General features: G+C 73.4%; 20 protein-coding genes, 1 tRNA gene and 1 pseudogene. 4 read left to right on the forward strand and 18 right to left on the reverse strand.

What is annotated here, in order from left to right; all coding sequences use genetic code 11:
* Positions 1-4: 4 nt before the first annotated feature.
* Both glsA and DNK53_RS18100 read right to left on the reverse strand, forming a co-directional pair.
* Positions 5-937, reverse strand: coding sequence for a glutaminase A (gene glsA, locus DNK53_RS12300; RefSeq protein WP_110182636.1), 933 nt, complete (start codon positions 935-937; stop codon positions 5-7).
* Between the two features lie 249 nt (positions 938-1,186).
* Positions 1,187-1,387, reverse strand: coding sequence for a hypothetical protein (locus tag DNK53_RS18100; RefSeq protein WP_239456570.1), 201 nt, complete (start codon positions 1,385-1,387; stop codon positions 1,187-1,189).
* A 152-nt stretch (positions 1,388-1,539) separates the two neighbouring features.
* On the opposite strand from DNK53_RS18100, the pseudogene DNK53_RS18105 reads away from it, so the two are divergent.
* Positions 1,540-2,949 (forward strand): annotated as a pseudogene (locus tag DNK53_RS18105) (gamma-glutamyltransferase family protein).
* A 50-nt stretch (positions 2,950-2,999) separates the two neighbouring features.
* Here DNK53_RS18105 and DNK53_RS12320 read toward each other — a convergent pair.
* Positions 3,000-4,499: an MDR family MFS transporter gene (locus tag DNK53_RS12320; RefSeq protein WP_110182640.1), complete on the reverse strand. Its 1,500-nt coding sequence runs from the start codon at positions 4,497-4,499 to the stop codon at positions 3,000-3,002.
* 86 nt (positions 4,500-4,585) lie between these two features.
* Entirely contained in the window at positions 4,586-5,659 is a 1,074-nt protein-coding gene (locus DNK53_RS12325) for a spore photoproduct lyase family protein (protein ID WP_110182641.1), read from the reverse strand.
* A gap of 33 nt (positions 5,660-5,692) precedes the next feature.
* Here DNK53_RS12325 and DNK53_RS12330 point away from each other — a divergent pair, with 33 nt between their 5' ends.
* Positions 5,693-6,193, forward strand: coding sequence for an O-acetyl-ADP-ribose deacetylase (locus DNK53_RS12330; RefSeq protein WP_110182642.1), 501 nt, complete (start codon positions 5,693-5,695; stop codon positions 6,191-6,193).
* Here the strand turns inward: DNK53_RS12330 and DNK53_RS12335 are convergent.
* From DNK53_RS12335 to DNK53_RS12375, 8 genes are all read right to left on the reverse strand, one after another.
* Complete coding sequence (locus DNK53_RS12335) at positions 6,190-7,158, reverse strand: hypothetical protein (RefSeq protein ID WP_162599918.1); 969 nt, start codon at positions 7,156-7,158, stop codon at positions 6,190-6,192. The two genes, DNK53_RS12330 and DNK53_RS12335, sit on opposite strands and share 4 nt — an antisense overlap.
* Before the next feature lie 73 nt (positions 7,159-7,231).
* Positions 7,232-7,495, reverse strand: coding sequence for a metal-sensitive transcriptional regulator (locus DNK53_RS12340; RefSeq protein WP_110182644.1), 264 nt, complete (start codon positions 7,493-7,495; stop codon positions 7,232-7,234).
* A complete protein-coding gene (locus tag DNK53_RS12345) occupies positions 7,495-7,905 on the reverse strand; it encodes a DUF302 domain-containing protein (RefSeq protein WP_110182645.1) in 411 nt (136 codons plus the stop codon). The genes DNK53_RS12340 and DNK53_RS12345 overlap by 1 nt, the downstream gene beginning before the upstream one ends.
* Positions 7,905-8,294 carry a thioredoxin gene (gene trxA, locus DNK53_RS12350; RefSeq protein ID WP_110182646.1) on the reverse strand — a complete coding sequence of 130 codons (390 nt, stop codon included), beginning with the start codon at positions 8,292-8,294 and terminating at the stop codon, positions 7,905-7,907. Before trxA ends, DNK53_RS12345 begins: the two co-directional genes overlap by 1 nt.
* 255 nt (positions 8,295-8,549) lie before the next feature.
* On the reverse strand, positions 8,550-8,858 hold the full coding sequence (locus DNK53_RS12360) for a DUF6506 family protein (protein WP_110182648.1): 309 nt from the start codon (positions 8,856-8,858) through the stop codon (positions 8,550-8,552).
* Positions 8,859-8,961: 103 nt separating this feature from the next.
* Positions 8,962-10,680, reverse strand: a complete 1,719-nt coding sequence (locus tag DNK53_RS12365) for a phytoene desaturase family protein (protein ID WP_110182649.1) — start codon at positions 10,678-10,680, stop codon at positions 8,962-8,964.
* Positions 10,681-10,758: 78 nt separating this feature from the next.
* Entirely contained in the window at positions 10,759-11,415 is a 657-nt protein-coding gene (locus tag DNK53_RS12370) for a TetR/AcrR family transcriptional regulator (RefSeq protein WP_110182650.1), read from the reverse strand.
* Between the two features lie 3 nt (positions 11,416-11,418).
* On the reverse strand, positions 11,419-11,859 hold the full coding sequence (locus DNK53_RS12375; RefSeq protein ID WP_110182651.1) for a DUF2185 domain-containing protein: 441 nt from the start codon (positions 11,857-11,859) through the stop codon (positions 11,419-11,421).
* Positions 11,860-12,049: 190 nt separating this feature from the next.
* On the opposite strand from DNK53_RS12375, the gene DNK53_RS12380 reads away from it, so the two are divergent.
* Together DNK53_RS12380 and DNK53_RS12385 are read left to right on the forward strand one after the other, a co-directional pair.
* Positions 12,050-12,250 (forward strand): hypothetical protein, encoded by a 201-nt coding sequence (locus DNK53_RS12380; protein WP_110182652.1) that lies wholly within the window; start codon positions 12,050-12,052, stop codon positions 12,248-12,250.
* Positions 12,251-12,324: 74 nt separating this feature from the next.
* Complete coding sequence (locus DNK53_RS12385; protein ID WP_110182653.1) at positions 12,325-12,528, forward strand: YgaP family membrane protein; 204 nt, start codon at positions 12,325-12,327, stop codon at positions 12,526-12,528.
* A gap of 117 nt (positions 12,529-12,645) precedes the next feature.
* Here the strand turns inward: DNK53_RS12385 and DNK53_RS12390 are convergent.
* The 6 genes from DNK53_RS12390 to DNK53_RS12415 form a co-directional block, all read right to left on the reverse strand.
* Positions 12,646-12,719 (reverse strand) — tRNA-Met (locus DNK53_RS12390).
* Positions 12,720-12,770: 51 nt separating this feature from the next.
* Entirely contained in the window at positions 12,771-15,710 is a 2,940-nt protein-coding gene (locus DNK53_RS12395; RefSeq protein WP_110182654.1) for a UPF0182 family membrane protein, read from the reverse strand.
* 5 nt (positions 15,711-15,715) lie between these two features.
* Positions 15,716-16,285, reverse strand: coding sequence for a PPA1309 family protein (locus tag DNK53_RS12400; RefSeq protein WP_204163908.1), 570 nt, complete (start codon positions 16,283-16,285; stop codon positions 15,716-15,718).
* Positions 16,282-17,334 (reverse strand): YlbL family protein, encoded by a 1,053-nt coding sequence (locus tag DNK53_RS12405; RefSeq protein WP_110182655.1) that lies wholly within the window; start codon positions 17,332-17,334, stop codon positions 16,282-16,284. The genes DNK53_RS12400 and DNK53_RS12405 overlap by 4 nt, the downstream gene beginning before the upstream one ends.
* A 26-nt stretch (positions 17,335-17,360) precedes the next feature.
* Entirely contained in the window at positions 17,361-17,618 is a 258-nt protein-coding gene (locus tag DNK53_RS12410; protein ID WP_239456510.1) for a hypothetical protein, read from the reverse strand.
* A 101-nt stretch (positions 17,619-17,719) separates the two neighbouring features.
* Complete coding sequence (locus DNK53_RS12415; protein WP_110182656.1) at positions 17,720-18,151, reverse strand: molybdenum cofactor biosynthesis protein MoaE; 432 nt, start codon at positions 18,149-18,151, stop codon at positions 17,720-17,722.
* Between the last annotated feature and the right edge of the window lie 37 nt (positions 18,152-18,188).

Raw genomic sequence — 18,188 nt, forward strand, 5'->3', positions numbered from 1 at the left:
GCGGTCAGCCCGGTGGCGGCCCGTAGGGGTGCAGCCCCCATGCCTCCGAGAGCGCCTCCCCGGCCTGCAGGCCGCGCACGGTGTTGCCCTGCTCGTCGAGGCGCGGGCTCCACGCGGCGAGTCCCAGGTGCCCGGGGGCCACGGCGAGCAGGCCGCCGCTCACGCCGGACTTCGCGGGCAGACCGGCCCGATGGATCCAGCGCCCGCTGCCGTCGTACATCCCGCAGGTGGCCATCACGCTCAGCACCTCGGTCACCACGACGGCCGGCAGCACCCGCTCGTCGGAGCCCGGGCGCCGTCCCCACGCCGCGAGCGTCCCGGCCATGGTGGCGAGGTCGGCGGTGGTCACGGAGATCGCGCAGACCCGCGCCAGCACCTCGACGGCGTCGTCCACGGGGACCGGCAGCATCCCGCCACCGCGCATCAGGTGGGCGAGGGCGCGGTTGCGGTCGGCCTCCTCGAGCTCGGCGCGCACGACCTCCTCGTCGACCACCAGCTCGCGCCCGGCCGCCGCGGAGCAGGCGGCACGGACCCGCTCCACCTTCTCCCCCACGCCGGAGCCGGCGACCAGCGACGCCGCCATCAGCGCCCCGGCGTTGACCATCGGGTTGGGCGGGCGCCCGGTCTCCAGCTCCAGGACCAGCGCGTCGAAGGGCTCGCCGGTGGGCTCGACCCCCACGGCGCGGTGCACCGCTTCCCGGTCGTCGGCCAGCGCCACGGCGTACACGAACGGCTTCACCACCGACTGCACCGGGAAGGCCACCTCTGCCTCCGCGGTCGCCGCCGACGTCCCGTCGACCGCGTGCGCGGCGAGCGCGAAGCGGTCGTGGTCGTCCTCGTCGAGGCTGGGGTCGCCGACGTCGCCGGAGGTGTCGTCGAGCAGGCGCCGGCGCTCCTCCTCGAGTTGCTCCTGCAGCTCCTGCGCGTCGGGGACCACGCCCGGACGTGCCCGTCGGACCTCCGCCGCAAACGGGACGGTCCCGCGGGTGCGGAGCGGCGGCCGCGGGGGCGGCCGATCGGGCACAGTGGCCTCCCCTGCCCGTGCCGGACGCCCGGCCCAGCCACGGAGGTGCCCGCGCGCCGTCGGACCCCGCCCACCCCGGCACCCCGCCCGCTCCCGCCTGAGGCGCTGGTCGCGACGGATCGGCCTGGGCCTGCTGGCCCAGGCCCTCGTGCTGGGCTGCGCCTACTGGGCGCTGCCCAAGGGGCCGCGCGACCCGATGCCCTTCGACAGCCCGAAGGGCGTGAGCAGGCCGCTGGCGACCGGCGAGGAGTACGCCGTCGTGGCCGGCACCCCGTGGGCGGCGGAGGCGATGCGCGACGTCCTGGGCGCCGGCGGCAACGCCGCCGACGCCGCCGTGGCCGGCCTGCTCGCCCTCAACGTCACCTTCGGAGAGGCGGCGGGGTTCCCCGGCGTCGCCCCGGTGCTGCACCGCGACGGCCGCACCGGCGAGGTCTCCAGCTACACCGGGGCCGGCACCGCCCCGGCGGCGCGACCCTGGAGCGGTTCCGGAGCGCGGCTGGGAGGAGGTGCCCGAGATGGACGTCTGGGCCCAGCTGCTCCCGGCCTCCCCCGACGTGCTGCTGGCCCTGCTGGACGCGCACGGCACCATGGGCTTCGCCGAGCTGGCGGCCCCCGCGGTGGCGCTCGCCCGGGAGGGGTCCCCGGTGCACGAGGTGATGGCGGCCAACCTCGACTTCTCGCTGGTCGAGCGGATCGGCTTCCAGTTCCTGATGCCGTACAACGCGGAGGTCTACACGCGCAAGGAGTGGTGGCGCCCCGTCCACGTCGGTGACCGCTTCGTCCGGCCCGACCTCGCCGACACCCTCGAGGAGCTGGGCGAGGCGGAGCAGCGGGCCCTCGCCGCCGGCGGGGACCGCGGCGACGGGTTGCGTGCCGTCCGGGACCACTTCTAGGCCGGCCCCGTCGCCGAGGCGATCCTCGAGATGCACGACGAGGAGGACGGCCTCTTCACGGCCGAGGACCTGGCCGGCTACCGGGGCGAGTGGGAGGAGCCGCTCGAGTCGGAGTTCCGGGGCCACACGATCCGCACCAACCGCACCTGGAGCCAGGGAATCGTCGTGCCGATGGTGCTGGAGATCCTCGAGGGGGTCGACCTGGAGGCGATGGGCCGGGGATCGGAGGAGTACGTGCACACCGTGCTGCAGGCCATCGACCTGGCGATGGCCGACCGCGAGGAGCACGTCGCCGACGAGGCGTTCGTCGACGTGCCGGTCGAGCAGCTGCTCTCGCCCGAGCACGCCGCCCGGCGACGCGCCGAGCTCGGCGACACGGCGTACGACGGCACGCCCGACCCCGGCCGCGTCGCCACCGCCGCCCGGCCGCACACCCCTGCATCGCTGCTCGGCAAGGACACCACGCACCTCGCCGTCGTCGATGCCGAGGGCAGCTCGGTGACGCTGACGCCGAGCGACTTCCCGCTGACCCCGATGGTCCCCGGCACGGGGCTCACGCTGGGCAACCGGATGACCCAGTTCAGCCTCGACCCCGACAGCGCCAACCGGCTCGAGCCGGGCAAGCGGCCCCGGATCACCCCGCACGCCGTGATGGTCGACGAGGCCGACGGCGGCCAGATCTCGATGGGGACGCCGGGCGGCGACGTGCAGGCGCAGACCAACGTGCAGGTCCTGCTCGACGTGCTGGTCTTCGGGATGGACCTGCAGGAGGCGGTCGAGGCGCCGCGGTTCCGGTCGCTCAACTTCCCCAGCTCGTTCACCCCCCACGTCACCGAGCCCCGCACCGTCGAGCTGGAGGGCGAGCTCTACGACGAGCTGCACGCCGGCCTGGAGGCGCGGGGCTACACCGTCCGCCGGGTCGACCGCTGGGACCACGTGATGGGCGGCGTCGGCAGCGTCCGTCGTCTCCCCGACGGCACCGTCCAGGCCGGCGCCGACCCCCACGAGAGCACGACCGCCCTCACCCGCTGACCCGCCCCTCGCAAGTAGCTGTGGAGCCGTGGGAGCCCCTCGGGGGCGGGTCAGACCCCGGCGTCGACCAGCGCGTCCCGCTCGGGCACGGGCGGGGCGGGGACCGGCTCGGGGCGGCGCACCAGCAGCGTGCCGACGACGGCGACCAGGCTGATGGAGGCACCCCAGAGCAGCGCGGCGTGGATGCCGTCCTGGAGCGGCGCCACCCCGGTCCCGCCGGCCTCGACGCCGGCCGCAGCGGTGCGGGTCATCACCGTGATGAAGAGCGCGGTGCCGGCCGCGCCGGCGACCTGCTGGAGGGTGCTGACGATGGCGCTGCCGTGCGAGTAGAGCACCTGCGGCAGCGAGCCGAGCGCGGCGGTGAGCAGCGGGGAGAACATGAACGACAGGCCCACGTTGAGGAGCACGTGCCAGCCGATGACGGCCGGCACCGAGCTGGCGGCGTCGAGGGTGGTCATCCCCCACAGGGCGGCGCTGGCCACGACCGCGCCCGGCGGCACCAGCGGCCGCGGTCCGTAGCGGTCGAAGAGGCCACCGACCACCAGGCCGAGGGCCCCGAGGGTCAGGCCTCCGGGCAGCAGCATCAGCCCGGCCTCCAGCGGGGTCCTGCCCAGCACGTTCTGCAGGTAGATCGGCAGCAGGATGAGCGTCCCGAAGAGCGCCATCATGCTGACCGCCACCAGCACCGTGGCGAGGGTGAACGCCGGGGTGAGGAAGGCGCGCAGGTCCAGCAGCGCCCGGTCGCCCAGCCGGGTCTGGCGCACCGCGAAGACGGCGAGCGAGAGCAGGCCCACGGTGAGCGGGATCCAGATCGGCAGCAGCGGCTCGCCCTCCGCGGCCTCGCCGATGCTGCTGAGCCCGAAGACCAGGCCGGCGAAGCCGAGGGCGGAGAGGACGACGGAGAGCACGTCGAGCGGCACGTCCCGCGGCTCGGTGACGTTGCGGATCCACAGCCCGCCGAAGACGGTGGCCAGCACGGCGATCGGCAGCACCAGCCAGAACATCCAGCGCCAGCTCAGCTGGTCGAGGACCACGCCGCCGACGGTCGGGCCCACGGCGGGGGCCACGGCGATGACGATCGAGATGACGCCCATGGTGCGGCCGCGCCGCTCGGGGGCCACGACGTTGAGCACGGTCGTGAAGAGCAGCGGCATCATCAGGGCGGTGCCGACGGCCTGGACGACGCGGCCCGCGACCAGCACCGGAAAGACGGGCGCGAGCGCCGCGACCACGGTGCCGACCAGGAAGCTCGACATCGCCGCGAGGAAGACGGTGCGCAGGGAGAGCCGCGTCATCAGGTAGCCCGTCACCGGGATCACCACGGCCATGGTGAGCATGAACGCGGTGGTCATCCACTGGGCAGTGGTCGCCGCGACGTCGAACTCGACCATGAGGTGGGGCAAGGCCACGCTCATGATCGTCTCGTTGAGGATCACGACGAACGCCGCGCCGACCAGCAGCGCGATCAGGCGACCGACGTGCGGCTCGTCGTCCTGCGAGGGGGCCGAGGCGGGAGTCGGGCCGGCTGGGCTCGGGGCGGTGGCGGTCACAAAGGCTCTTCCTGTGGATCGTCAGCCGTCCTGCGGGCACGACCGGGGAGTGGAACGTGTTCTCACCACGATCTGTTCCCTCGGGCTCAGAAGGCGTAGCGGATCCGGCACCCCGGCAGCTCCTCGGCCACCATCTCCCGCAGCTGCTGCACCCAGCGCGCCTTCCACGCCGCCCGGTAGCGGACGTTGTCCTGGCCGCTCTGGCTCCGCTTGGGCTCCTGCAGGTCGGGACGCCACAGCCACTCCTCGGCCTGCGGGTGCCAGCCGAGGTTGACCTCGTGCAGCCCCTCGTGGTGGGTGAGGAAGATGATCTCGGCCGCGAGCTGGGCCCTCGCTGCGGGGCCCACCCCGTCGGCCACCTGGCGCAGCAGCTCGCGCCACTCCTCCTGCCACCCCTCGTGCACCACCACGGGGCTGAGGTTGAGGTGCACCTCGTAGCCGGCGGCGACGAAGTCGTCGATGGCGGCGATCCGCTCCGCCACAGGCGTGGTGCGCAGGTCCAGCAACCTCGCCCGCTCGGCCGGCATGAGCGAGAACCGGACCCTCGTGCCCCCGTGCGGCTCCCAGCCCAGGAGGTCGCGGTTGACGAACTTGGTGGCGAAGCTGGCCTTCGCGCCGTCGAGGCGGCCGAAGAGGTCGACGAGGTCGCGGACGTTGTCGCTGACCAGCGCGTCGACGCTGCAGTCGCCGTTCTCACCGACGTCGTAGACCCAGTCGACGGGGTCGCACTGGTTGGGCTGCGGCTTCGGCCCCTGCCGACGCACGTGCCCCTCGAGGTAGCGGGCGATCCGGTCGACGTTGACGAAGACGGTGATCGGGTTGGCGTAGCCCTTGCGGCGCGGCACGTAGCAGTAGGCGCAGGCCATCGCGCACCCGTTGGAGGTCGAGGGGGCGATGAAGTCGGCCGAGCGCCCGTTGGGCCGGGCCGACAGGCTCTTCTTCTCCCCCAGCACCAGCACCTGGCGCTTGTTGCGGATCCAGTCCTGCACCCCGCCCGGGTTGCCGTAGAGCCCGGGAACCTGCTGGTGGGAGGGCACCTCGACCCGCTCGGCGTCGGGGAAGCGCGCGAGCACCTGCGCGCCGCGCGGGTGGTCGGGCACCGACGGCTCGTGGAAGATCGTGCGGACGTCGAGCATCCGCTCGGCTGGTGTGCGGGGCATCCCGCCCGAGGCTAGCCCGCCTAGCGTGGGGGCATGGAGATCACGGTCGTCGAGGGTGACATCACCGCGCAGGACGTCGACGCGGTGGTCAACGCCGCCAACCGGGCGATGCGGGGCGGTGGTGGTGTGGACGGGGCGATCCACGCGGCCGGCGGTCCGGAGGTGCTCGAGGACTGCCGCCGCCGGTTCCCGGACGGGCTGGCCACCGGGGACGCCGGCTGGACAACCGCGGGTCGGATGCCGGCCCGCTGGGTGATCCACGTGGTGGGCCCGAACCACGCCCGCGGCGAGCGGGACCGCTCGCTGCTCACCTCCTGCTACCGCCGGGCGCTGGAGGTGGCCGACGAGCTGGGCGCCCGCAGCGTCGCGTTCCCCCTGGTGAGCGCCGGGGTCTACGGCTGGCCGAAGGACGACGCCATCGCCGCCGCCCTGGAGGTCCTGCGGTCCGCCCGCACGCATGTGGAGGAGGCGCGGATGGTGGCGTTCGGCCGGGGGACGTACGACGCCCTGCTCGCGGCCACGCGCACGAGCTAGCCCTGCACCCGCACGACGAGCCGGCCGCCGCGCACCTCGACGGTGCCGTCGATCCGCACGGGGAAGGCGTCGGCGGCCGGGACCGCCGGCCCGCCCCCGAGCGGGACGTAGGTGCCCCGCATCGTGGCCCGGAGCCGGCCGCGCGTGGAGAAGTACCAGGCGTCGAGGCCCGCACGGATGTCGACCCGCGGGACGCCGTCGACGGTCCAGGTCTCCTCGGCGAGCCCGCCGATCCACGCCTTGCGGAGCGGGCACGCGCTCGGCCGGTCCCGACGGAACGTGCCGGTGCAGCGGTCGAGGTGCTCCGCCACCTCCTTCCGCACGACCGCCCTCGCCTCAGGGGTCAGCCGCCCTCCGAGGTCGCGCTCGCGCCGCCCGAGCAGCTCGCGGGTGTCGATCCGCTCGGGGGGTTCCCGCTCGACGTACCGCTCGCCACCCACGGCGGCGAGCTCCACCTCACCCGGGGGCAGGTAGAAGGAGGTGCCCTCCGGCGGGAGCGGACCCACCTCGATGGTCTGGTCGCCGACCCGCAGCGCGTGCACGCCGCGCCCCTGGAGGGTGACGGTGGGCAGCACCAGGCCCACCGGGTCGCCCGAGGAGGTGAACCCCGGCTCCAGCCACGGCCTCTCGTCCTCGTCCTGCTCCTCGAGCCGCAGGGCGAACTCCCTGGCGCCGAGGTGCCGGTTCGTCGTCTCGACGTCGACCTCCCGACCCGCGAAGACGCCCTGGGCGAGCACCTCGTCGGTGAGGAGCGCGGTCGACGTCGAGAACCGCTCGTCGTCGAGGACCTCCAGCAGGGCGTCGCGGTCCGCGGCGACCAGGGCCTCCACCAGGACCTCCACCCGCCCCTCGGGACTGTCGGGGTCGGGCGGTCCGAGCAGGCTGCAGCCGGCGAGGACGACGGCGGCGAGCGCGACGCCCCCCGCCGTCCGGGCGCGGGCGCCGGGTCCGGGACGTCGGGTCATGGGCGCGAGCATCCCAGATCCGGGCCCGGGTCGACGCACCGTCCAGCGGCCCCGACTACGGGCGCGGAGCAGCTCAGGCGAGGGACAGGAAGAGCTTCTCCATCTTCTTCACGTCGACGCTGTCCACCCCGTCACCGGCCGTCAGGCAGTGCTGCAGACCGGTGGCGACGACGGCGAAGCCGGCGCGGTCGAGCGCCTTGGAGACCGCGGCGAGCTGGGTGACGACGTCCTCGCAGTCCCGGCCCTCCTCGAGCATCCGCAGCACGCCGTCGAGCTGCCCGCGGGCGCGCTTGATGCGGTTGATGACCGGGGTCATCTCGGTCGGGTCGAGCTCCATCAGTCCTCCGTCTCGGCGGCGTCGAGTGCCGCGAGCGCCGCGGTGATCCTCTGCTTGGCGTCCGCGGCCACGGCGTGCAGGGCCGCGTTGTCCGCGAGGCCCATCATGGCGTCGGGGTCGAAGGCCTCGACCGCGGTGGTCGCCTCGTCCACCGCACGGACCACCACGTTGCACGGCAGGACCGCGGCGATGGAGGGCTCGGCGGTGAGCGCCTCGTAGGCCAGCGGCGGGCGGCAGGCACCCAGGATCACCTGGGGCGCCACGTCGACGTCGAGCTTGGTCTTGAGGGTGGCCCTCAGGTCGATCTCGGTGAGGATGCCGAACCCCTGGTCCGCCAGGGCGGCGCGCACCGCCTCGACCGCGGCGTCGTAGGGCCGCGACAGCGTCGTGGCGATGGTGTAGCCGGCCATCAGGCGCTCCGATCCTGCTCGGCGGACTGCCCGGACTGCCCGGACTGCTGGGCCAGGGCCGCCTCGACGTCGAGGTCGCGCACGGCGGCGATGACCTGCTCCAGGGCTGCGGCGGGGAGGGCGCCGGGCTGGGAGAAGACCAGGTGACCGCCCTTGAACGCCATGAGGGTCGGGATGGAGGAGATCTGCGCCGCTGCGGCGAGCGCTTGCTCCGCCTCGGTGTCGACCTTGCCGAAGACGATGTCGGGGTGCGCCTCGGAGGCCTTCTCGTAGACCGGGGCGAACATGCGGCACGGGCCGCACCAGCCCGCCCAGAAGTCGACGAGGACGATGTCGTGGTCGTGGACGGTGCTCTCGAAGTTCGCTGCACCGAGGTCGGTGGTGGCCATGGGCCCTCCCTGACGTGACGTTCCCGGACGGGGTGTTGCCAGCACAACGAGCATACCCCCCTTGGTATTCCGGAGCGCCTCCGCGCTGGCCGTCCGGGCCGGCGCGGACGCCAGCCCCGACTGGTGGCTCGTCCTCGCGCTCACCGCCGCGTCCGCGCTGGCCGCCGTCGCCGGGGCCCGCCTGGCCGACCGGGTCGGCACGGGCCGCCTCCGCGGCCCGGAGGTGACCCCCCTCACTTCCGGGCCGCGCCTGCTTCAGTCGGTCGGCGGGAAGAGCCGGGCCATCCCGTCGATGGACTCGGGGCCGTAGCCGACCGCGCCGACCGGGACCGCCCCGTCGGTGGCCTCGAGGATCCGGGCGGTCCAGACCGGACCGAAGCCGCCGCACAGCTCGATGAGCTGCACGCCGTCGGCCACCATCTGTCGCGCCACGTCGACGCCCTGGTCGGGGGTGGAGACCCCCACGACGACCGTGCGGAAGTCGTCCTGCTCGAGCACGCTGCGGTGCTGCTGCGGGTCCATGCCGCGCCCGGTGAAGATGAAGCCGAAGTGGTCGAGTGCCATGTGTGTCCCCCGTCGTCGCAGGGCCGAGGTGCCCCTGGGGCGCCCCCGCCCGCCCTCGGGTGAGGACGGACGGGACGCTAGCAGCGGCCGGCGCCGGGGTGGCTCAGGCGTGCGTGCGTGGACGCCGGCGCACGGAACGCCGGATCGCCGAGCCGGGCTTCGAGGCCAGCAGCGGGTCGAAGTCCTCGGTGACCGGGGTGAGACGCGACTCGTCGACGAAGACGGCCCCGTCGCGCACCTCCTGGAAGAGGTCCCGCCCGAGGATCGCCCCCGCCGTCCCCATCCCGCCGTGCATCGTGGCGTTGATCCCGAAGAGGTACTGCGTGCTGTTCCCGGCCAGGAACAGGCCGGGGATGTGGGTCTTCACCCGGGGACGGAACGGCCCGAGGTTGCGCAGCAGCGGGGCCACGCCGTAGCAGTTGCCGTCGCTGGTGAGCGTGAACCGCTCCTGGGTGATCGGCGTCGAGGCCTCGCAGAAGACGAGCCGCTCGCGGATGTCGGGGATCATCAGCTCGGCGGTGTCGAGCACCCGCTGGGTCAGCTCCTCCTTGAGGGCCAGGTAGCGCTCGTCGCGGCCGTAGCGCGCGCCCTCGGTCGGGTCGGAGTCGACGTGCCAGAAGGCGTACTCCTTCGGTGCCCAGCTGACCAGCTCGAGCGTGGAGTAGCCGGGCGGGGCGGAGTGGGTGCCCTCCGGGTCCTTCGCGGTGGGGCAGCTGATCCCGACCGGCATCTTGTCCGGGCACCGGCCCGCCGCCACCTCGCGGTAGTAGCCGTCGACGTCGTTGGTGGGCCAGACCCACGCCAGCGGCGGGGTGTCGCGCTCGCGCAGGTCGACGTCGAGGGCCACGTAGACGGCGAACATCGGCAGCGTCATCTCGAGGTTGCGCACGCGACGCCGCAGCCGCCGCGTCAGGTGCTCGTCGTCGACCAGCTCGGACCAGGTCCGCTTGTAGTCCGCGGCCGAGACCACGACGTCCGACCTGATCTCCTCGCCCCCGGCGATCCGCACGCCGACCGCGCGGCCGTCCTCGACCAGCACCTTCTCGACCCGCGTCTTGGTCCGGACGCGCCCGCCGTGGGTCAGCACGACGTCGGTCAGGTGCGCGCCGATCACCTGGCCGCCCCCGCGCGGGTAGTAGGCGCCCGCCTGCAGGTAGTGGTCGAGGAAGCCGGCGTGGAACGCCGCGGGGGTGCGGTGCGGCGGCCAGGTGTAGTCGCCGTTCTCGGCCAGGATCACGGCCTGCGCGTCGGCGCTGAGCCCGCAGGCCCTCATCAGGGTCGTGATCGGGCGGATCCCCCAGCGCAGCAGGGCGAGGGGCCGCTTGAAGCGGCGGTCGTTGGTGGCGATGCCCCGCATGATCGTGACGCAGCGGCGCAGCCCCTCCTCCTCGTCGGGGAAGGCGGCGACGAGGCGCTCGAGGTAGGTGTCCCAGCCGGTCGGCGTCTGGAAGGTCGTGCCGGGGACCATGATCTGGCAGTGGCCCTCGGGGCGCTGCCGCAGCCAGTTGATCCGCTCGGTGAGCGACAGGCCCCGGAGCGTGGTCTGCATCCGGCCGCCCGGCCCGCACTCGCCCACGTAGTGGGTGCCGACGTCGAACTCGAACTTGTTGCCCGCGCGGCGGAAGACCTGCGTGCTGCCGCCGACGACCTGGTTGGCCTCGAGCACGAGCACCCGCTTGCCGTTGGCAGCCAGGTAGGCCGCGCAGGTCAGCCCGCCGGGCCCCGCCCCGATGACCACGACGTCCCACACCTCGGGGTCCGGCACGGCGCCGTCGGTCTCGTGCGACTGCGCCGGCGTCCGGCCCGTGCTCGTCTGCGTCATGCGGCACCGCTCTCGTGAGTGTTCTGGAGTCGCACTCCAGTTAACCGCCTCGGGTCCGTACGGCGCCAGTCGGCGCGCTCAGTCGTCCTGCGACCCCAACAGCCCCTCGAGGAGGACGAGCCCGGCCTCCACCACGGTCGCCTCCACCCGCTCGGGCGCCAGCGCCAGCCCGTCCCGGCGCAGGGCCAGCGCCGCGACGCCGTTCCAGGCGCCGAAGAGGAACCAGGAGAGCTGCTCGGGGTCGACGGAGCGGATCGCGCCGGTCTCGACGGCTTCGCGGATGCTCTGCTCGAACTCCGCGCGCAGCTCGCCGAAGCGCGTCGCCACCGCCTCCTCCACCGGCGACCGCGCGCCCCGCTCCCCCGTCACCGCGAGGTACCGCAGCACCGCGGGGTGGTCGAGCAGCAGCCGCAGGTAGGCCGCCCCGACGCCGGCGAACCGCTCCAGCGGCGTCGTCTCGGCGGCGTACGCCGACCGCAGGGCGTCGGTGGCGACCCCCAGGACGCGTTCGGCGACGGCCGCCATCAGCCCGTCCTTGGTGCCGAAGTGCACGTAGACCGACGCCGGCGAGATGCCCGCGCGCGCCGCGACGTCCTCCACCCGCACGTCGTCGCCGGAGCGGTCGGCCAGGAGCCGCTCGGCCGCGTCGAGGACGAGGGCGCGGGTTCGCTCGCGGCGGCGGGCCCCGCGGGCCGCGGCGTCGGTCGCCGCCGCGCCGGCCCGCTCGTCAGCCACGGCTCACCGCGGTCGCCGGCCCGTGGTCGGGTCGTGGAGCTCCTCGCGCGGGACCTCTCGCCCGGTGGGGGTGTCGACGACGTGGATGCCGGCCTCGTCGACCACCAGCTGCAGGTCGGAGCCGACCGGCAGGTCCCAGATGCCGATGAGCGCGGGCTCGAGCATGCAGACCGCGTTGAAGTCGGCGACGTGGAGGTTTTCGGGGTCGTCGAGGTACTCCTCGGTGTCCAGGTGGCTGAAGATGCGCCACCCGTTGTCCGCGGGAGCGCTCGACTCCTCACGGACCATCCACCGCACCCGTCCGGCCCCGGAGAGGACGTTGCCGGACGCCACGCACGCGCCGGCCCGCGGGATGAACTCGATCGCGTCGAGCCGCTCCTGGCCGCCCGCCTCCTCCGTGGCCTCGGAGTCCTCCCCGGACGGCCTGCGCCTCAGCCACCCCATGCCCCGACCCCCTGGACGTCCCGGTGCCGCGAGCGGGTGCGCGCGGGCAGGAGACAACCTGCACATCCGTGGGGCGGGTCGTCAACCTCGGACCCCGATGCCCTCGGCATCCTCGACTTGATGAATACCCCCGGGGGTGTTCTAGTTGGGGAGTAGCAGTAGTGCAGTCCCCCACGAAGGAGCCACCCGCATGTGCCGACCGACCACCTGCAAGACCTGCGGCAAGACCACCTGGGCCGGCTGCGGCCAGCACGTCGGCAACGTCAAGGCCTCGGTGCCGCGCGACCAGTGGTGCGACGGCCAGCACACGCCCACTGAGCAGGCCGCGGCCAAGGCCGCCCGGGCCGGCTCCGGGAACGGCGGCTTCATGTCGCGGATCTTCGGCCGCTGACCCCCTGACCGGGTGGGGGGCGCTTCCCCCGGCGCCTCCCACCCTCCCCTCCACCTGAACGGACCCGACCCCGGATGAACCTCGACCGCGCCGTCCTCGCCCTCGCGGGCACCATGACGCTGCTGAGCGCCCTGCTCGCCGCCCTCGTCTCGCCGTGGTGGCTGCTGCTCACCGGCTTCGTCGGTGCCAACCTGCTGCAGTCCGCCGTCACCGGCTTCTGCCCCGCCGCCACCGTCCTGCGGCGCTTCGACGTGAGCGCGGGCTGCGCCTTCCGGTGACCGGGCCCACGTCGGCGATCCCGGCGTGGAGCGGCTGCCGCGGTGCCGCGGCAGCCCGACAACCCCCGGACGTGCGAGAGGCCCTCACAGTCAGACTGTGAGGGCCTCTCGTCCTTGTAGCGGGGGCAGGATTTGAACCTGCGACCTCTGGGTTATGAGCCCAGCGAGCTACCGAGCTGCTCCACCCCGCGTCGGTGAACAGAACATTACGTGATCCGCGGGGCGGAGCCAAATCGGGGGGGTCAGTTCCCCGACTCGTAGAGCTCGGCGGCCTCCTCTACGAGCGCCTGGGCCTCGTCGAGCGCCTCGGCCCAACCCACCGTGTCGCCCTCGCGCTGGGCCGCGTTGGCCTCCTCGAAGGCGGTGGCGGCGCGGTCGAGCAGGCGGCGCACCTGCTGGCTGACCGACCCGCCCTCCGGCGGGGTCTCCTCGCCCTCGGGGGTCTCCCCCGTGTCGGGCGGCGGCGTGGCCGACTCCTCGTCCTCCACACCCAGCACGTCGGCGATCGCCCCGCGGAGGGTCGTGTCGATGCCGACGCGACCGCCGTAGGAGACGAGCACGAAGCTGAGGATCGGGTAGGCCGACTCCGAGGTGTCGCGCGCGGCGTACAGCGGCTGGACGTACATCAGCCCGTTGCCGACCGGCATCGTGAGCAGGTTGCCGTACCGCGGGTTGATCCCGCCCTGGTCGAAGGAGAAGAGCTCGTCGCGGACGTCCTCGTCGGAGGCGATCTCGTTGGCCACCTGGGTCGGGCCGTTGGTCCGCTCGTCGGCGAGCTCGAGCGCCTGGATCTTGCCGTACTCCGGGCTCCGGGCGTCGGAGTTGACCGACACGAACGCGGCCAGGTTGCTCTTGCCACGCGGCACGTAGACCGAGGAGAGCGACCAGACCTGGTCGTCGGTGTCCGTGGCCTCCGAGTCGTCGCCGGTGTCCTCGCCGGCGGCGCGCTGCGGGTTGAGGAAGAAGCGGTACGGCGGCTGCAGGTTGCCGGCGGCGTTGGGGTCCTCCGGGACCTCCCAGCGGTTGTTCTCGGCGTACCAGTCCTTCGGGTCCGTCACGTGGTAGCGGGCCAGCTGGAACCGCTGCGCCTTGAAGAGGTCCTCGGGGTAGCGCAGGTGCGCCTCGAGCGCCTCCGGGATCTCCTCGCGGTCCCGCACGACGTCGGGGAAGACCCCGCGCCACGCCTGGAGGATCGGGTCCTCGGTGTCCCACTCGTAGAGCCGGATCGTGCCGTCGTAGGCGTCCACGGTCGCCTTCACCGCGTTCCGCGCGTAATTGATCTCGTCGGTCGGCAGCGTCTGGAAGCCCGGCGCCTGCTGGAGCGAGTCGTCGGTCATGTCCTCGAAGGACTCACGCTGCGAGAGCGGGTACTGGTCGGTGACGGTGTAGCCGTCGAGGATCCACTGGACCCGGCCGTCGATCACCACCGGGTAGGGGTCGGCGTCGACCGTGAGCCACGGGGCCACCTTCTCCACCATGGTGCGGGGGTTGCGGTCGTAGAGGATCTTGCTGTTCTCGTTGACCCGCGAGGAGAGCAGGATGTTGGGCTCGCCGTACTTCACGGCGTACAGCACCTTCCGGAACAGGCCGCCGACCTCGACGCCGCCCTTGCCGTCGTAGGTGGTCGTCTGGCTGGTGTCCTCCTCGCCGCGCGGCAGGTCCAGCTCGACGTCGCGACCGTCGGCGTTGCCGACGATGGAGTACGACGGGCTCGTCTCGCCGAAGTAGACCCGCTGCTCGTAGCCGCCCTCCTCCAGCTCGGTCAGGGCGCTCTGGTTGTCCTCCTGGCCCTCGGCCCACTGGATCCCGCCGGCCTGGTTGCGGTTGTCGCCGGGCCGCTGGTTGGCGTAGGCGGCGATCATGCCGGTGCCGTGGGTGTAGACGGTGTGCAGGTTGTTCCAGTTGCGGGCGGAGTCGGCCAGGCCCTCCTGGTCGAGCTCGCGGACGCCCAGCACGACGGCCCGCTCCTCGCCGCCGAGCAGGTAGCGGTCGACGTCGAGGACCTCGGCCACCGAGTAGTAGGCGCGCACCTGCTGCTGCTGCTCGAAGGTGGGGCGCACCAGCTGCGGGTCGACCAGCGGCACCGACGAGGTCTCCTCGTCGAGGGTGGCCAGCTCGGCCTCGAGGTCGGGGTTGGAGGTGTAGCGGTTCACCTCGACGTCGTCGATGTCGTAGGCCTTGCGGGTGGCGTCGATGTTCTTCTCGATGTACGGCGCCTCGCGGTCGGCCTCGCTCGGCGAGACCTGGAACCGCTGCACCGCGCCGGGCCAGACCAGGCCGAGGAGGATCGCCGAGAGCGCCAGCAGCGCGACGCCCACCGACGGCAGCACCCAGGTGCGCCGCCAGATGTTGAGGAAGAAGAGGAGCGCGCAGATGACCGCGATCCACAGCAGGATGTTCTTGGCGGGCAGCACCGCGTTCTCGTCGGTGAAGCCCATGCCGGTGAAGAGGCTGCCGTCCTCGTTGAGCAGGTCGAAGCGGTCGAGCCAGTAGTCGACCCCCTTGGCCAGCACGAAGAGGCCGAGCAGCGCGGAGAACTGGCCCTGCGCCGCGGGGCTGAGCCGGTCGCGGCTGACCTGCAGCTTGATGCCGCCGTACAGGTAGTGCACGACGGCGGCCGACAGCAGGCCGAGGATGGCCAGCGCCATCACGTAGTCGGTGAGGAAGTGCCACCAGGGCAGGTCGAAGACGTAGAAGCCGACGTCACGGCTGAAGAAGGGGTCGGTCTCGCCGAACTCGGTCCCGTTGCGCCACAGCGCGTACTGCCGCCACTGCCCCGCCGCCGAGGCGCCGGCGAAGAGGCCGATGACGACCGAGACGCCCAGCAGCAGCCAGCCCTTGACCGGGTCGACGGCCTGCCGGTAGCGGTCGAGGCTGTCCTGCTCCAGCGAGCTCGGGCGGAAGACCGGCCGGAACCGGTGCGCGAGGTACATGTTGAGGGCGACGACGCCCCCCATGACCAGGCCGAAGACGGCGAAGAGGCCGACCCGCGTCCACAGCAAGGTGGTGAAGACCTCGCCGTAGCCGAACGAGCCGAACCACAGCTTCTCGGTCCAGAACGCCGAGAACGCCGTCAGCGCGAGGAAGAGCACCAGCAGGATCGCGGCCGTGATCACCAACGCCCGCGAACGCTTCGGCGCCGCCGACGGCTGCGCCGGAGGTCGGGCCGGCTGGCCGAACATTCCACTCACTGGGACTCCTCATCCTCGAACGTGCTGCTGAGCAGGGCGATCAGCCCGGGCACCAGATCGGTGCCGGGCACGACCGCCTGCGGGTCGTCGTGGGCGCGCAGGCGCATGGCGCAGTAGCTGCCCCCGCTGCGGGTCACGCCGGCGACCAGGCGCACCTCCTGGCGCAGCGGGTGGTTGCGCGCGAACTCGCCGGCCTCGACGGGGTCCTCGGGAATCTCGGCATCCAGCCCCGGCGGCAGGACGAGGCGCTCCAGCACCACCGCGGCGCCGTCCACGGTCGGGGGCCACGCGATCTCCTCCAGCAGCGCCTCGAGCGGCCGGTCGGCGCGCCCCGGCTCCTGCTCCACCGGGGTCAGCGACCCCTGGGCCGACGACTCGTCCAGCCCCATGACGCGGGCCAGCTCGGGCTCGTTCTCCACGATCCGGGCTGTCTCGACCAGCGCGTAGAGCCGGGCGGGCTGGTCCCACCCCTGCTCCGCCACGTGGGTCTCGATCTCCAGCACGGCGGCGGCCAGGGCGGGGTCGGGGACCGACGGGTCCTCGGTCACGCTCGTCGGGTCGCTCACTCGGCGCTCCTCTCACAGGTCGGCAGGTCGGCGTCCGGGTCCTCGACCCAGGCGGAGATGGCGTCGAGGGTGGAGCGCAGGGACTCGGCGCGGACGAGGCGCATGTCGCCGGCGGCCGCGCCCGCGGCCTCCTCGCAGTTGTCGGGCGGCACGAGGAAGAGCGCGGCACCGGTCTCGCGGGCGGCGGCGATCTTCTGGGCGATCCCGCCGATCGGCCCGACCGCGCCCTCGGGGTCGAGGGTGCCGGTGCCGGCGACGACCTCGCCCCCGGTCAGCGAGCCGGGGGTCAGGGTGTCGTAGACCGACAGCGCGAAGAGCAGGCCCGCGCTGGGACCGCCGATCGCCGGGTCGACCCGCACCGAGACGTCGAAGGGGAAGGCGTAGCCCGGCGCCGGGGTGATGCCGACGCGCAGGTCGCCGTCGACCTCGGCAGGCGTGACCTCCACGGTCCGCCGCTGCCCGTCGCGCTCGACCACGAACTCCAGCGGCTCCCCCGGCCGGGCGTCGTCCACGGCGGCGACCACGTCCTGGGGCGAGGAGACCTCCCGGTCGGCCACCTCCAGCAGCACGTCGCGGACCTCGAGCCGACCGGCGGCCGGCAGCGTGTCGCTGACCTCGACGACCTCGACCACCTCCGACACCTCGTGCCCGAGCTCGCGCAGCGCCAGGGCGATCGCGGTGTCCTGGGAGGAGACCATCTGGGCGGCACCCCGCCGCTCGGACTCCTCGGGAGTGGTGTCGGGGGCGTAGACGGCGTCGTACGGCAGGACCGCCGCGTCGTCGTCGAACCAGGCCTCGACCACCTCGAAGAGGTTGACGTCGGCCTGGGGGCGGGACACGTAGACGGTGGTCAGGCGCAGCTCGCCGTCGTCGCGGTAGGTCTGCTCGCCCTCCACCTGCACGATCTCCCGGCCGTCCTCCTCGCCGAGGACGTCGACGGTGATGCCGGGCTCGTAGGTGACGTAGGGCAGGGGCGTGAGGACGACGGCGGCCCAGAGGCCGATGAGCAACGGCACGGCGAGGACTCCCGCCCAGGTCCGCTGACTCATGGGCCCAGCCTCTCAAACCCCGGCAACTACGAGACGCGCCGGGTGGGACGTCCCGGAGGCTGGGCACCGCGCGCCTGTCGGACGGCGATGCCGGTGCTGCGGTCCCGCTGCCGTGCCTCCGGCCGCGCCGGGGTGGGGCGGTCCCGGGAGAGCTCGCGGGCCAGCCGCTGCAGCGCCACCTCGCGGTCGACCTCGCCGCGCCCCTCCCGCCCCAGCCAGCCGACCCAGAGCATGGCCACGCACGTCACCACGAGGGACGGCACCAGCCACCACAGGATCTCCACCCGCCCAGCGTAGGGAGCCACCGCCCGTCCGCGACCCAGCCACGCCGGAGGGCTGCTGCCTGGCTGCCCGGGCGCTCGGTCCGCCCCGACGCTCCGGTCGCTCAGGGGGTGCCGACCCACTCCTCGTCGCCGTCGTCGAACCGCTGGTGCTTCCACACCGGCACCTCGGCCTTGAGGGTGTCGATCAGCGCCCGCGAGGCACGGAACGCCTCGTCGCGGTGGGCCGCGGCCGTGGCGACCACCACGGCGAGGTCGCCGATCTCCAGCGTGCCGACCCGGTGCACCGCCGCCACGCCGAGCACGTCGTGCTCCGCGGCGATGCGGTCGGCGACCTCGCGCAGGCGGTCCAGGGCGCTGGGGTGGGCCGAGTAGTCCAGCCGCTGCACCCCCTTGCCGCCGTCGTGGTCGCGCACCCGCCCGACGAAGAGGGTCAGGCCCCCTGCCGCCGGCTCGTCGAGGGCGGCCAGCACCTCCGCGACGTCGAGCGGGGTCTCCCGCAGGTCGACCAGGCGTACGACGTCGGGAGCGCTCACGTCGCCACTCTAGGCCGCACCGGTCGCGCGCGGGAGA

It is taken from the genome of Nocardioides solisilvae (assembly GCF_003194625.1).
In the GTDB taxonomy this organism is placed as follows: domain Bacteria; phylum Actinomycetota; class Actinomycetes; order Propionibacteriales; family Nocardioidaceae; genus Nocardioides; species Nocardioides solisilvae.

Coding starts and splice junctions, on each gene's coding strand:
- DNK53_RS12325 (WP_110182641.1), bottom strand. CDS start 5,659: ATGCCCCGCACACCAGCCGAGCGGATGCTCGACGTCCGCACGATCTTC.
- DNK53_RS12330 (WP_110182642.1), top strand. CDS start 5,693: ATGGAGATCACGGTCGTCGAGGGTGACATCACCGCGCAGGACGTCGAC.
- DNK53_RS12335 (WP_162599918.1), bottom strand. CDS start 7,158: ATGACCCGACGTCCCGGACCCGGCGCCCGCGCCCGGACGGCGGGGGGC.
- DNK53_RS12340 (WP_110182644.1), bottom strand. CDS start 7,495: ATGGAGCTCGACCCGACCGAGATGACCCCGGTCATCAACCGCATCAAG.
- DNK53_RS12345 (WP_110182645.1), bottom strand. CDS start 7,905: ATGGCCGGCTACACCATCGCCACGACGCTGTCGCGGCCCTACGACGCC.
- trxA (WP_110182646.1), bottom strand. CDS start 8,294: ATGGCCACCACCGACCTCGGTGCAGCGAACTTCGAGAGCACCGTCCAC.
- DNK53_RS12360 (WP_110182648.1), bottom strand. CDS start 8,858: ATGGCACTCGACCACTTCGGCTTCATCTTCACCGGGCGCGGCATGGAC.
- DNK53_RS12365 (WP_110182649.1), bottom strand. CDS start 10,680: ATGACGCAGACGAGCACGGGCCGGACGCCGGCGCAGTCGCACGAGACC.
- DNK53_RS12375 (WP_110182651.1), bottom strand. CDS start 11,859: ATGGGGTGGCTGAGGCGCAGGCCGTCCGGGGAGGACTCCGAGGCCACG.
- DNK53_RS12380 (WP_110182652.1), top strand. CDS start 12,050: ATGTGCCGACCGACCACCTGCAAGACCTGCGGCAAGACCACCTGGGCC.
- DNK53_RS12385 (WP_110182653.1), top strand. CDS start 12,325: ATGAACCTCGACCGCGCCGTCCTCGCCCTCGCGGGCACCATGACGCTG.
- DNK53_RS12395 (WP_110182654.1), bottom strand. CDS start 15,710: ATGTTCGGCCAGCCGGCCCGACCTCCGGCGCAGCCGTCGGCGGCGCCG.
- DNK53_RS12405 (WP_110182655.1), bottom strand. CDS start 17,334: ATGAGTCAGCGGACCTGGGCGGGAGTCCTCGCCGTGCCGTTGCTCATC.